Origin of the sequence: Winogradskyella undariae (assembly GCF_013285155.1) — a bacterium.
In the GTDB taxonomy this organism is placed as follows: Bacteria; Bacteroidota; Bacteroidia; order Flavobacteriales; family Flavobacteriaceae; genus Winogradskyella; species Winogradskyella undariae.
Genome location: NZ_JABTEL010000003.1, coordinates 387,017 through 401,692, shown reverse-complemented (window position 1 = coordinate 401,692; position 14,676 = coordinate 387,017). Strand labels below are relative to the sequence as shown.

Below are 14,676 nucleotides of genomic sequence, written 5' to 3'. Positions count from 1 at the left end.
ATTTCTTATGAAATAAAAGCACAAATAAATTCAACATTTTAAATATAGGACGTTTTCAACAATTTATTGTTACAAAAAATTGAAAGAAACTCGTTTTTCGTCAAAACTATAACTCTGAATATGCGTATTTTTGCGCCTTCGAAATCACAATACAACATACAACACAACATTATGAGTAACAAAACCATTTCATCGGCACTAATTTCTGTTTTTAGTAAAGAAGGATTAGAGCCTATTGTAAAAAAATTAAACGATCTTAACGTTACAATTTATTCCACAGGTGGAACAGAAAAGTTCATTAAAGATTTAGGTATAAATGTCGTACCCGTAGAAGATGTTACATCTTACCCATCAATTCTTGGTGGTCGTGTAAAAACATTACACCCTAAAGTTTTTGGAGGTATTTTAAATCGTCAAAATCACGAAGGTGATGTTGCTGAATTAAAAGAATTTGAGATCCCACAAATCGATGTAGTCATTGTAGACTTATATCCTTTTGAAAAAACGGTAGCTTCAGGTGCAAGCAACCAAGATATTATTGAAAAAATTGATATCGGAGGAATTTCTTTAATTAGAGCTGCTGCTAAAAATTATGCAGATGTTACTTGTGTTTCTTCTGTTGATGATTATGCTGAATTTTTAGAGTTATTAGAAACTAAAAACGGTGAAACATCTGAAGATGATAGAAAACAATTTGCTGCAAAAGCATTTAATGTTTCTTCTCATTATGATTCAGCGATTTTTAATTATTTCAACAAAAATCAAGAAATACCAACTTTAAAAATTTCAGAAAATAACGGAAAAGTTTTACGATATGGTGAAAACCCACATCAAAAAGGATTTTTCTTCGGTGATTTTGATGAGATTTTTACAAAATTACATGGTAAAGAATTAAGTTACAACAATCTTTTAGATGTTGATGCTGCTGTAAATTTAATGCTAGAATTTAAAAACGATGCTCCAACATTTGCGGTATTAAAACATAATAACGCCTGTGGTTTAGCACAACGTGATACGTTACACCAAGCCTATGTAGATGCATTGGCAGGAGATCCTGTTTCTGCTTTTGGTGGTGTTTTAATTAGTAATACTGAAATTGATGTTGCTACTGCAGAAGAGATTCATAAATTATTTTGTGAAGTCGTAATTGCTCCTTCTTTTTCAGATGAAGCATTAGAGATCTTAAAAGGAAAGAAAAACAGAATTCTTTTAATCTTGAAAGATATTGAAATGCCAAAAACAAATGTAAGAAGTTGTTTAAATGGTGTTTTAGTTCAGGATAGAAATAATATTACAGATACACTTGAAGGTTTAAAAGCTGTAACAAAAACAACGGCAACTGCAGAAGAATTAGATGACTTAATATTTGCTTCTAAAATCTGTAAGCATACTAAATCCAACACTATTGTTTTAGCAAAAAACAAACAATTATGTGCTAGTGGAACAGGACAAACAAGTAGAGTTGATGCTTTAAACCAAGCCATCCATAAAGCACAATCTTTCAAATTTGATTTAAAAGGAGCTGTAATGGCGAGTGATGCATTTTTCCCTTTTCCAGATTGTGTAGAGATCGCTGATAACGCTGGTATTACTGCTGTGATTCAACCAGGAGGATCTATAAAAGATGAATTAAGTATTAGCTATTGTAATGATAATGATGTTGCTATGGTATTTACCGGAACACGTCATTTTAAGCATTAAAAAACATAAAAAAGAAGTTATTTTAGAACCTAGAATCACATTTTTGATTCTAGGTTCTTTTTAATTTTAAATAAAAAGAAAAAAAGTATATCAATAAGTGTCTATTATCATAGAAATATCGTATAATTCACTACATTTACGAATAGTCTCATTAATTTAGACACAAATAACCCAAATAATTTAAGAATAGCACATGGGATTTTTTGATTTCCTTACAGAAGAAATAGCCATAGATTTAGGAACAGCAAATACATTAATTATCCATAACGACAAAGTTGTTGTAGATAATCCATCGATAGTTGCCAGAGACCGCATTAGCGGAAAAATCATAGCAGTTGGTAAAGAGGCCAACATGATGCAAGGAAAAACTCACGAAAACATAAAAACGATTCGTCCTCTAAAAGACGGAGTTATTGCTGATTTTGATGCTTCAGAGCAGATGATAAGCATGTTTATTAAAAATATACCTGCATTGAAAAAGAAATTTTTCAATCCTGGTTTACGTATGGTAGTTTGTATTCCTTCTGGTATTACAGAAGTAGAAATGCGTGCTGTAAAAGAATCTTGTGAACGTGTTAACGGAAAAGAAGTCTATTTAATACACGAACCTATGGCAGCTGCTATTGGTATTGGTGTAGATATTATGCAACCTAAAGGAAATATGATTGTTGATATCGGAGGTGGTACCACCGAAATTGCAGTTATTGCTCTTGGAGGAATTGTTTGTGATAAATCTGTAAAAGTTGCAGGTGATGTATTTACAAACGATATTATTTATTATATGAGAACCCAACATAACTTATATGTTGGAGATAGAACTGCTGAAAAAATAAAAATTCAGATTGGTGCTGCAACTGAAGATTTAGAATTACCTCCAGAAGATATGAGCGTTCAAGGACGTGATTTATTAACAGGTAAGCCTAAACAAGTTCAAATTTCATTCCGTGAAATTGCTAAAGCTTTAGATAAATCTATTCTAAGAATTGAAGATTCTGTAATGGAAACTTTATCTCAAACACCTCCCGAATTAGCCGCTGATATTTATAACACCGGAATCTATTTAGCTGGAGGAGGATCAATGTTAAGAGGTTTAGACAAACGACTATCTCAAAAAACAGATCTACCTGTATATATTGCAGAAGACCCTTTAAGAGCCGTAGTTAGAGGTACAGGAATCGTACTTAAAAGCCTATCTAAATACAAAAGCATATTGATTAAATAAGAAGTAAATAATGCAACAAATATTCAATTTTGTTATAAGAAACAAAACCTTTCTGTTGTTTTTATTGCTTTTAAGTATAGCCTTAACGCTAACAATTCAGTCACATTCGTATCATAAAAGTAAATTTATAAACTCAGCTAATGTTTTAACTGGCGGAGTCTATGGTACAATGAATTCTGTTGATCAATATTTTAACTTAAAAACAGAAAACGACATTCTTGCTGAAGAAAACAGAATTTTAAGAGAACAACTGCTTAATTCATCTGTTGTAAAGGATTCATCTTTTATAGATACAACGTATCAAAAATCTAAATATCGTGTTACAACTGCTGAAGTCTATAAAAACAGCTATTCATTAACCAATAATTATTTAACTTTAAATAAAGGTAAAAATGATGGTGTAAAACAAGATTTTGGTGTTATAACCTCTAACGGTATTATTGGTATTATTGATAATACCTCTAAAAATTACTCTAGAACACTGTCCATATTAAATCATAAAAGTCAAATTAACGCACAACTTAAATCTTCTAACCATATTGGGTCATTAACATGGAATGGAAAATCTCCTGTTTTTGTACAACTAGAAGATGTGTCTCAATTTGCACCTATTAAAGAAGGCGATACAATTGTAACAGGTGGTGAATCTTCAATTTTCCCTAAAGGCATTGGCATTGGTACAATTGATAGTTTTAAAACAGACATCAGTGGAGACACTTACACAATAGAAGTTAGACTGTTTAATGACATGACTAATGTTGGAACTGTTTACATTTTAGAAAATTTAGACAGCAATGAAATTAATTCATTAGAAAACAAAAGTGATGAATAATGTTACTGGTACAAATATCGCTCGGTTTATTTTACTCCTTCTAATTCAGGTGATCATATGTAATCATATTAACTTTTTAGGATACATAAACCCTTACATATATATTATTTTTATATTTCTATATCCTGTTAAAGATGAACGACTACTGTTCCTTTTTATAAGTTTTTTACTTGGTTTATTAGTCGATTTATTTTCAGACTCTGGAGGTGTGCATGCAGCAGCAGCTGTGAGTTTAGCTTATGCACGCCCCTTAATTTTAAAAAGTTCTTTCGGAATGCTCTACGAGCATCAATCTATAAAATTTAATGCTACAGAAATCGGAATCTTAATTAGTTATATTACGATAGGTACAATTCTTCATCACTTAATTCTATTCTCTTTAGAAGTTTTTAACGTTTCTGAAATACTATTAATCTTGAAGAAGACGTTATTCTCTAGTATTTTCACTATAATACTTAGTGTATTAATTATAATTTTATTTAGTCGAAACCGAAAATGAGAAAACTGTTATTAATCTCCACTGTTATTCTTGTTGGCCTTGTTTTTATAGCACGTTTATTTTATCTTCAAGTTTATGATAATTCTGCGTATAATATATTTGAAGATATTGCCATCAAAAAAGAATACAACTACCCAAAACGCGGATATGTTTACGATAGAAATGGAGAACTTTTAGTTGCCAACCAGCCATCTTATGATGTTATGGTTATCCCTAGAGAAGTGGCCCCTTTAGATTCATTAGAAATTGATGAATTTTGTAAACTTTTAAAAATAACAAGAGAAGATTACGATAATAAACTACAAAGAGCCACAACGTATTCCCCTAGACTTCCATCTCCTTTTGTACCTCAGCTTTCAAAAAAAGATTATGCTGTTCTTCAAGAGAAAATGAGAAAATTTGAAGGGTTTTATATTCAAAAACGTTCACTTCGTTCTTATCAAACAACAATTGGAGCTAATGTTTTAGGGGATATCGGAGAAGTTAATCGCTCTATAATTGAAAAACAACCTTACTATAAATTAGGAGATTTAATAGGAAACCAAGGTGTCGAAAAAACCTATGAAAATGTATTGAGAGGTGTTAAAGGAATTAAGTTTATTCAAAAAGACAGATTTAACAAAAATATTGCCCCATATAAAGATGGTATCTATGATACCTTACCAAAACCAGGAAAGGATATTACAATTACCATTGATGCAGAATTACAAGCTTATGGTGAGTTGTTAATGAAGCACAAACGAGGTGGAATTGTAGCCATTGATCCAAGTACAGGTGAAATATTAGCAATGGTGACAGGTCCTAGCTATAACCCAAATGATTTAGTTGGAAGAAATAGATCTAAAAACTACACAAAACTACATTACGATACTATTGCAAAACCTTTATACGATAGAGGATTATTAGCTCAATATGCACCAGGTTCGCCTTTTAAAGTAATAAATGCGCTTATTGGCTTACAAGAAGGTGTTATTGATGTAAATGACACTTACACTTGTAGAATGGGCTATTATTATGGTAGCAGAAAACTAACAGGTTGTCACCACCACAGCAATCCTACAAATATGAATTGGGGTATTTCTCAATCCTGTAATGGCTACTTTGTTCATGTCTATCGAAAAATCATAGATAAATATGATGATGCAGGAGTTGGAATGAACGTTTGGGCTAACCACGCTAAAAGTTTTGGTTTAGGTAACTTTTTAAATAATGACTTGTCTGTTGGTCGAAAAGGAAGAATACCTGATGGGGATTATTACGATAGAGCTTATGGTGATAATCGTTGGGGATCAACGTATATAGTTTCTAATGCTATTGGTCAAGGAGAAGTTGAAACAACACCTATTCAACTCGCTAATATGACAGCTGCAATTGCTAATCGCGGGTTCTATTATACTCCCCATATTATAAAAAATATTGAAGGAGATACTATCCCTAAAAAATATACAACACCAAAATACACAACGATAGATAAAGAAAATTTTGAACCCGTTGTACAAGGAATGTTTGATGTTTATAATTACGGAACAGCACAATCTTTAAAAGTACCAGGCATAGATATTTGCGGTAAAACAGGAACTGCAGAAAACTATATAAAAATAGACAGTGTAAAAACACAACTTACAGATCATTCTATTTTTGTAGCTTTTGCACCTAAAGACAATCCTAAAATCGCACTCGCTATCTTTGTAGAAAATGGCTATTGGGGAAGTCGCTTTGCTGGTAAAATGGCAACTTTAATGATTGAAAAATACATTAATGGTAATATTACACGAACAGATTTAGAAAGTTGGATTTTAACTCATAGTCTTGAGAACGAATACAAAAAACCTTATTCTGGTGAACCTTTTCAAATTAATAGAGGCTCACAACTTCAGGTTATTGACAATTATGCTGTAGAACTACCAGAAACAAGCGACTTAAAATTATAAATTTACATGCTAAGAGCAAATCAAAGACACTTTAAGTTCGATTGGATTACTATTATTCTATTTTTATTATTAGTAGGTTTTGGGTTTCTTAATATTTTATCGGCTTCACATATAGGTGAAATTACGAGTTATTTTGATACCGATCAGCTTTACGGTAAACACATGATGTTTATTGGACTAACCTTTGTTCTTATTGTACTAATCCTTTCGGTAGAAGCTAAATTTTACGAACAATTTGCGAGCGTTATTTACCTGGTCGCCATGCTTACCTTAGTTGGTTTATTCATTTTTGGAAAAGAAGTTAATGGAGCGCGCTCATGGTATGGTATTGGTAGTATGACTATTCAACCTAGTGAGTTTGCTAAATTTGCAACAGCTCTTGCTGTTGCAAGATATATGAGTGATCTGCAAACTAACATGCAGACCATTAAAGATCAAATTAGTGTCGTTGCAATAATCTTCACTCCTGCGCTATTAATTTTACTTCAAAATGATGCAGGTAGTACAATTGTATATTTATCTTTTTTCTTTGTCTTTTATAGAGAAGGCTTACAACAAGTATATTTAACGATAGCTATAAGCCTAATTATACTTGCTGTAGTTGGATTAAAATTCGGTGTTTTAATTACTGCAATTATCGCTGCAATTATCATCTTCACTTCCTATTTTTTAAGAAAGAGAAAACGAGGTTCACTTATTAAACATATTGCTATTCTTGTTGCTTGTGTAGTATTTTCTTATGGTGTAAAATTGTTTTACGAACATGCCTTACAGCCACACCAACAAAATAGAATTAGTCTTTGGTTACGTTTAGAAAAAGACCCTACCAAGCTTGAACGAATGAAAAAAGTAGAAGCCTACAACCTTATTCAGTCAGAACACGCTATTAGTTCTGGTGGTCTTACAGGAAAAGGATTTCTTCAAGGCACAAGAACTACAGGTAAATTTGTACCAGAACAACACACCGATTATATTTTTAGTACCGTTGGTGAAGAATGGGGATTTATGGGTACAAGTTTCGTTGTACTCCTATTTGTAATGCTTATTGTTAGAATACTATATCTTGCAGAAGCTCAGAAATCACAATTTAGCCGTGTTTATGGTTATGGTGTGGCTTCAATCTTACTTGTCCATTTTACGATTAACATTGGTATGGTTATGGGCTTAATACCAACTGTCGGAATCCCACTACCCTTTTTTAGTTATGGTGGCTCAGGACTTTGGGGCTTTACTATTCTGCTCTTTATATTCGTAAAGTTAGATAGTAATAAGATTAATGAGTGGTAAATAAAAAAGACCACCTTTACGGCAGTCTTTTTTATATAAAATATTTCAAATAAATATTATTTCAAACTCGCTAAACTCGCTTTAATTGTTTCAATCTTAGCTAAAGCATCAGCCTCTTTCTTTTTCTCAGAAGCTACAACTTGTTCTGGTGCACCTGCTACAAAACGCTCGTTAGATAGTTTCTTTTGTACAGACTTAAGAAAACCTTCAGTATAACTTAGCTCTTCAGTAAGCTTAGCTATTTCAGCTTCAACATCTATACTTCCTTCCATAGGAATAAAGTATTCGTTAGATTTTACTCTATAAGTTAAAGCGCCTTCTACAGCTTCCGTTACATAGTCATAACTCTCTAGGTTACCCAATTTCGAAATTACAGCATCAAAAGTCGTTGTTGCATTTTCGTTATTAACCACAGAGAAACTAATGGCATCTTTAAAAGCAATATTCTTTTGTTTTCTTATGTTTCTAATTCCTGAAATAACTTCTGAAGCAAAATCGAACTCAGAAATTAAAGTTTCATTAATAGGTTTCGCTTCTGGCCATTTTGCGATAATTAAAGCTTCTTCTGGTGAACGCTCTTTAATATATTGCCAAATATCTTCCGTTAAGAAAGGCATAAAAGGATGAACAATCTTTAAGTTATCTTCAAAAATAGACATTACTTTGTTGTAAGTTGTTCTATCTATTGGTTGTTGATAAGCGGGTTTAACCATCTCTAACATCCAACCACAGAAATCATCATAAATCAATTTATAAATAGACATTAAAGCATCGCTTAATCTGTATTTACTAAAATGATCTTCTATTTCTACTAATACAGACTGAAACTTAGCTTCGTACCATTCTAAAGCAATTTTACTAGAGTTTGGTTGTTCAATATCTGCAACTTCCCAAAGGTTAGTCAATTGAAAAGCATTCCATATTTTATTACCAAAACCTTTTCCTTGTTGGCATAATGTTTCATCAAACATTAAATCGTTTCCGGCTGCAGAACTTAATAATAAACCTACTCTTACACCATCTGCTGTATATTCTTCAATAAGTTTTAAAGCATCTGGAGAATTACCAAGAGATTTAGACATTTTTCGTCTTTGTTTATCTCTAACTAACCCTGTTAAATAAACATTTTCAAAAGGCTTTTCGTCTTTATATTCATAACCAGCAACAATCATACGTGCCACCCAGAAAAATAAAATATCTGGACCAGTTACTAAATCATTCGTTGGGTAATAATATTTTATTTCTTCGTTTTCAGGATTACGAATACCATCAAAAACACTCATTGGCCATAACCAAGAACTAAACCAAGTATCTAAAGCATCTGTTTCTTGTCTTAAGTTTTCTGCTTTTAAATCTAAATTCTTTGTTTTCTCTTGGGCTAATTTTAAAGCTTCTTCTATAGTTTCTGCAACTACAAAATCCTCTTTTCCATCTCCATAATAAAATGCAGGGATTTGTTGTCCCCAAAGTAATTGACGAGAGATGTTCCAATCACGAATATTCTCCATCCAGTGTCTGTAGGTGTTTTCAAACTTCTTAGGAAAAAGTTTAATATCACCATTCTTTAAAACAGCATCAATAGCAGGTTGTGCTAAATCTTCCATTTTTAAAAACCACTGATCACTTAAACGTGGCTCAATAACAGCTTTGGTACGCTCAGAAGTTCCTACTTTATTAATATGGTTTTCAGTTTTAACTAAAATACCAGCTTCTTCTAATTCTTTAGAAATTGCTTTTCTAACCACAAAACGATCTTGACCTTCGTAATGCATTCCGAAGCTATTTAAACTCGCATCATCATTAAAGATATCAACCACTTCTAAATTATGTCTATCTCCTAAACCTTTATCGTTTTCATCGTGTGCAGGTGTTACTTTTAAACAACCTGTACCAAATTCAACATCTACATATTCATCTTCAATAATAGGAATAACACGTCCACAAATAGGAACAATAGCTTTCTTTCCTTTTAAATGCGTAAAACGCTCATCATTTGGATTGATACAAATTGCTGTATCACCAAAAATTGTTTCAGGACGTGTAGTTGCAATAGTTAACTTTTCGTCACTACCTTCAATTTTATATTCTAAATAATAAAGCAAGCCTTGTTTTTCAACATGATTTACTTCTTCATCAGATAACGTTGTTTTTGCTTCAGGATCCCAATTCACCATTCGGTAACCTCTATAAATTAAGCCTTTATTATATAAATCAACAAACACTTTAATTACAGCTTCGGACATATCATCGTCCATGGTAAATTTAGTTCTGTCCCAATCACAAGAACATCCTAACTTTTTAAGTTGGTCTAAAATAACACCACCATATTCTTCTGTCCACTCCCAAGCATGTTCTAAAAACTCTTCGCGAGAAAGGTCATTTTTATCAATGCCTTGCTCTTTTAGCTTAGCCACAACTTTTGCTTCTGTAGCAATAGAGGCATGATCAGTTCCGGGAACCCAACACGCATTTTTCCCCATTAAACGCGCACGACGAATCAATACATCTTGAATGGTATTGTTCAACATATGCCCCATGTGAAGTATCCCTGTAACATTTGGAGGAGGAATAACAATCGTATAAGGCTCTCTTTCGTCTGGCACAGAATGAAAGTAGTTATTTTGCATCCAGTAGTCGTACCACTTATTTTCTACTGACTGTGCATTATATTTAGAAGGAATTTCCATTTTTTGGTATTGTTTTTGTAATATAGCTGTCAAAAGTACTTATAATTCCTATTTCGAAAAATTATTAATGGAACTATATGGTGTAAAAAAGCAGAAAATCTGTTAAAAGCCATGTATTACAACTAATAAATTTTGATTGAAACGAAAAAGTACCTAGTTTTGAATAATCAATTTTAAAATTAAAATGATGAAAAATTTATTAGCAATCTTATTTGTAGGACTAATTAGCTTTGGTTCTTTCGCTCAAGAAAAAGTAGCAAAAATCGAGTTTAAAACAGATGTTATTGACTACGGTACTATTGAAAAAGGTGCTGATGGTGTAAGAGTATTTGAATTTACAAATACAGGAGATGCTCCTTTAGTAATTTCTAATGTAAAATCTACTTGCGGTTGTACTGTACCAAAAAAGCCAAAAGATCCTATTATGCCAGGTGAAACAGGTGTAATTGAAGTAAAATATGACACTAAAAGAGTAAACCCTATTAGAAAAACAATCACTGTTTTTTCTAATGCGGAAACACCAACTGTAGCTTTAAAAATCAAAGGTTTAGTTGTAGACTCTAGCAAGACTAGTGTTTTAGAAAAGAAAAGCAAAAGCATGTTAGAGCAATAATTTAGCTTGCTTTCTAAAGTTTAAAATGAGTTCTCATATCGAGGACTCATTTTTTTATGCTTTTTTAGCATATAAACCTTAATAAATTTCAGAACTTAGCACTTTAAAACTCATATTAATATGCCAATAATATCAAACAAAGGCATCAACATGCCAGAATCTCCAATTAGAAAATTGGTACCGTATGCCGAAGCTGCACATAAAAAAGGTAAAAATGTTTATTACCTTAATATCGGTCAGCCAGATATAAAAACCCCTCAGGTCGCTCTTGATGCTGTTAAAAATCAGAATTTAGAAACTATAGCCTATAGTAGATCTGAAGGTTCTGAAACATACAGAATTAAAATTGCAGAATATTATAAGCGTAATTCTATTAACGTAACTCATAACGATATCATTGTTACTACAGGAGGAAGTGAAGCACTTTTATTTGCTTTTGGTAGTATAATGGATAAGGATGATGAAATAATAATCCCAGAACCATTTTATGCTAACTATAACGGATTTTCTATAGCTTCTGGCGTAAATGTAGTACCGGTAATTTCTAAAATTGAAGATAATTTTGCTTTACCTGCAATTGAGGAATTCGAAAAACTTATTACTCCTAAAACTAAAGCTATATTAATCTGCAACCCAGGAAACCCTACAGGTTATTTATATTCTAAAGAAGAAATAAAGCAATTAGCTGCCGTTGTAAAAAAGCATGATTTGTTTTTAATTGCTGACGAAGTTTATAGAGAATTTGTCTACGATGGTATTGAGCACTACTCTATTTTACAAGAACCAGGTATAGAAGAGCATGCTATCATTATAGATTCTGTTTCTAAACGTTACAGCATGTGTGGCGCAAGAATTGGATATTTAGTTTCAAAAAATAAAGAATTTATAAAGACAGCTTTAAAATTTGCCCAAGCAAGATTAAGTCCTCCAACATTTGCTCAAATTGCTAGTGAAGCAGCTTTAGAAACTCCTCAGAGTTATTTTGATGATGTTAAAGATGAATATGTAAAACGTAGAAATACGCTAATTACTGAATTGGAAAAAATTGAAGGTGTAAAAGTTGCAAAACCTAACGGTGCCTTTTATTGTATTGCAGAATTACCAGTAAAAAATTCGGACGATTTTGCAAAATGGTTATTAGAATCTTTTGATTATAATAATGATACTGTAATGGTAGCACCTGCTGCTGGCTTTTACTCTACGCCAGGCGTTGGATTAAATCAAATTAGAATAGCATACGTATTAAACGAAGAAAGTCTAATAACTGCAGTTAAAATATTAAAAGAAGCATTAAAAGTTTACAAGGACTAATGACTATTATTAACAACGCTTCATTAAAACCTTTTAACACCTTTGGTATTGATGCTAATGCACAATCTTATTGTGACATTAGCTCAATAGAAGCACTTAAAGACATTCTTAAAGCGCAACATTCTAAACCTCTATTTTTTTTAGGAGGAGGAAGCAATATGCTATTAACTAAAGATATTGAAGCACTTGTTCTTCATATTAATTTAAAAGGTATTGAAGTCGTTAGTGAAACAGAAGACACCGTCATAGTTAAAGCTATGGCAGGTGAAAACTGGCATAATTTTGTCCTTTGGTGTTTACAGCATAATTATGGAGGGATTGAAAATCTTTCTTTAATACCTGGTAATATAGGAACAGCACCTATTCAAAATATTGGAGCATATGGAGTTGAGCTTAAAGATGTGTTTTCGAGTTGTGAAGCTATAAATGTAGAAAATCAAACCTTAAAAACATTTTTAAAACCGGATTGTAATTTTGGCTACAGAGAATCTATTTTTAAACAAGATTTAAAAGGCGACTATATTATTACAAGTGTTAATCTTCAATTAACAAAAACGAACCACCATTTACGAATAGATTATGGTGCTATTAAAAATGAATTAGAGGATTTACAAATAGAAAACCCTACAATTCAAGATGTTTCAAAAGCAGTTATAGCCATTAGACATAGCAAATTACCAGATCCAAAAGAAATTGGTAATAGCGGTAGTTTTTTTAAAAACCCAATTGTAACAGCTGCAACTTTTAAAGCATTAGAAGCTAACTTTGCAGATGCACCATCTTACGTCGTTTCTGAAGATGAAATTAAAGTACCTGCAGGTTGGCTGATTGAAAAAGCGGGTTTTAAAGGAAAACGTTTTAAAGACTATGGGGTCCATGATAAACAAGCTTTGGTTTTAGTCAATTATGGCAATGCTAAAGGCAAAGACATATTTAAATTAGCACAACTAATTCAAAAAACAGTAAAACGCTTATTTAATATCACCATAGAAACTGAAGTGAATATTATATAAAACAAAAACCACAATTAAAATTGTGACTTTGGGCCTTAGATTGATTAAACACTATCAATCAATCGCTTAAGAAGACAAAACCATTCTAGCACTTTATATAGAGCACCATTAAGGTGTATTTAATTATATTTACGCTTATAAATTCATTTTGGACATTTAAAAAAATCAACTAAACAAGATTTTAGCATTTTGAGTATTACACCTACAGAACAAAAAATTATCGTTTATCTCCATAAAGGAGATAAACGGGCTTTGAATTTACTTTATGAAAATTATTCAAATAGTCTTTATGGTGTAATTTTAAAAATTACAATAAATGAAGAAATTGCCCAAGACGCTTTACAAGAAACTTTTATTAAAGTCTGGAAAAATCATTCAAAATACGACCAGAAGAAAGCCAAACTATTTACTTGGTTATTCCGTATTGCAAGAAATACAGCTATAGATAAACTAAGAAGTTTTAATAATAGATATCATAAAGAAGTCCAAATTGAAACTTCTAACGTATATATTCTACCAACAACAAATTTCAATGAAGATGTCATGGACATTAAGAAACATGTTGGAACACTAGAAGAAAAATATCAAATTGTGTTAGATGCTTTATTTTTTCAAGGAATGACACAACAAGAAGCCAGCGATGAATTAGATATTCCGCTTGGTACAATTAAATCTAGATTAAAAATAGGATTGAGAGAGCTGAAAAAAGTTTATAATCCATAAATTATTTGATCATGGAAAAGAAATTACACACCTTTTTAAATTCCGATCTACTTCAAAAGTATTTGATTGGAGAAACCTCTACAGCAGAGTCTAAAGAAGTAGAATACTTTATTTCAAGTTACCCAGAGGCTACTGAAGCTTATGAAAAACTTCAAGATAATTTAGAAATCATAGCAAAAGCTGGAGCTGTTGATTTGCCTAAAGATTTCTTAAATGACATTTTAGAGTCTTTAGAAGAAACTACTGAACCAAAAGTGATTCATATAACACAAAACAGAAAGACACCGTGGTATAGTTTTGCGGCGAGTGCTGCTGCTGTAATATTTGCGGTAACATCTTTTATGTTTTATCAAAAAAATGAAGAGCTTAAAAACGAAAATAATGTTGTTGTAGATGAAATTTTTGATTTACGTGGTGATATTGAAAGTAACAATTCTAAATTAGATGAACTATCTAGAGAATTATTAAAACTCAATAATCCAGATTCAAAGAAATATGTTATTAATGGTAATGATCGTGCTAAGAATTTAAAAACTGTAGCCTACATTAATCCTATTGAAAAAACATCTATGATTGATGTTATTACACTCCCTCAATTACCAAAAGAACAGCAATATCAAATTTGGGCTGAATTACAAGACAGAATGGTTAATCTAGGTATTTTAGATGAGTCTGACCGTAAGTTAAAACAGATTCCATATATGGAAGATGCCTTAGCTTTAAGTATTAAAATTGGAACAAAAGGAGATAACGCAAGTGAAAATGACACTGAAGTTGCTGAGATTTCTTTAAAAGATAACTAAACAAGTATTAGTTAATTAATCCAAAAAGAGGCGCAATATATATTGCGCCTCTTT

The 14,676-nt window shown here is 31.8% G+C and carries 12 protein-coding genes; 11 read left to right on the top strand and 1 reads right to left on the bottom strand.

What is annotated here, in order from left to right:
- The first annotated feature begins 171 nt into the window (after positions 1-171).
- From purH to rodA, 6 genes are all read left to right on the top strand, one after another.
- Positions 172-1,701 (top strand): bifunctional phosphoribosylaminoimidazolecarboxamide formyltransferase/IMP cyclohydrolase, encoded by a 1,530-nt coding sequence (gene purH / locus HSX10_RS06230; protein WP_173587340.1) that lies wholly within the window; start codon positions 172-174, stop codon positions 1,699-1,701.
- A 193-nt stretch (positions 1,702-1,894) separates the two neighbouring features.
- A complete protein-coding gene (locus HSX10_RS06225; RefSeq protein ID WP_173587339.1) occupies positions 1,895-2,923 on the top strand; it encodes a rod shape-determining protein in 1,029 nt (342 codons plus the stop codon).
- A 10-nt stretch (positions 2,924-2,933) separates the two neighbouring features.
- The gene (gene mreC / locus HSX10_RS06220; protein ID WP_173587338.1) at positions 2,934-3,755 is read left to right on the top strand and encodes a rod shape-determining protein MreC; all 822 of its coding nucleotides are present in this window, start codon (positions 2,934-2,936) and stop codon (positions 3,753-3,755) included.
- Entirely contained in the window at positions 3,748-4,254 is a 507-nt protein-coding gene (locus HSX10_RS06215) for a rod shape-determining protein MreD (protein WP_173587337.1), read from the top strand. Before mreC ends, HSX10_RS06215 begins: the two co-directional genes overlap by 8 nt.
- A complete protein-coding gene (locus HSX10_RS06210) occupies positions 4,251-6,185 on the top strand; it encodes a peptidoglycan D,D-transpeptidase FtsI family protein (protein ID WP_173587336.1) in 1,935 nt (644 codons plus the stop codon). The genes HSX10_RS06215 and HSX10_RS06210 overlap by 4 nt, the downstream gene beginning before the upstream one ends.
- A 6-nt stretch (positions 6,186-6,191) precedes the next feature.
- Positions 6,192-7,472 carry a rod shape-determining protein RodA gene (gene rodA, locus HSX10_RS06205; RefSeq protein ID WP_173587335.1) on the top strand — a complete coding sequence of 427 codons (1,281 nt, stop codon included), beginning with the start codon at positions 6,192-6,194 and terminating at the stop codon, positions 7,470-7,472.
- 56 nt (positions 7,473-7,528) lie between these two features.
- Here rodA and HSX10_RS06200 read toward each other — a convergent pair whose 3' ends face one another.
- On the bottom strand, positions 7,529-10,159 hold the full coding sequence (locus HSX10_RS06200) for a valine--tRNA ligase (RefSeq protein ID WP_173587334.1): 2,631 nt from the start codon (positions 10,157-10,159) through the stop codon (positions 7,529-7,531).
- 187 nt (positions 10,160-10,346) lie between these two features.
- Between HSX10_RS06200 and HSX10_RS06195 the strand changes: the two genes are divergently transcribed.
- The 5 genes from HSX10_RS06195 to HSX10_RS06175 all read left to right on the top strand — a co-directional run bounded on the left by HSX10_RS06195 (position 10,347) and on the right by HSX10_RS06175 (position 14,622).
- Positions 10,347-10,772 carry a DUF1573 domain-containing protein gene (locus HSX10_RS06195; protein ID WP_173587333.1) on the top strand — a complete coding sequence of 142 codons (426 nt, stop codon included), beginning with the start codon at positions 10,347-10,349 and terminating at the stop codon, positions 10,770-10,772.
- 120 nt (positions 10,773-10,892) lie between these two features.
- Complete coding sequence (locus HSX10_RS06190; protein WP_173587332.1) at positions 10,893-12,083, top strand: pyridoxal phosphate-dependent aminotransferase; 1,191 nt, start codon at positions 10,893-10,895, stop codon at positions 12,081-12,083.
- Positions 12,083-13,096, top strand: coding sequence for a UDP-N-acetylmuramate dehydrogenase (murB, locus tag HSX10_RS06185; RefSeq protein ID WP_173587331.1), 1,014 nt, complete (start codon positions 12,083-12,085; stop codon positions 13,094-13,096). Before HSX10_RS06190 ends, murB begins: the two co-directional genes overlap by 1 nt.
- A gap of 189 nt (positions 13,097-13,285) precedes the next feature.
- Positions 13,286-13,819 carry an RNA polymerase sigma factor gene (locus HSX10_RS06180; protein ID WP_173587330.1) on the top strand — a complete coding sequence of 178 codons (534 nt, stop codon included), beginning with the start codon at positions 13,286-13,288 and terminating at the stop codon, positions 13,817-13,819.
- Between the two features lie 11 nt (positions 13,820-13,830).
- Entirely contained in the window at positions 13,831-14,622 is a 792-nt protein-coding gene (locus tag HSX10_RS06175; protein ID WP_173587329.1) for an anti-sigma factor, read from the top strand.
- Positions 14,623-14,676: the final 54 nt, after the last annotated feature.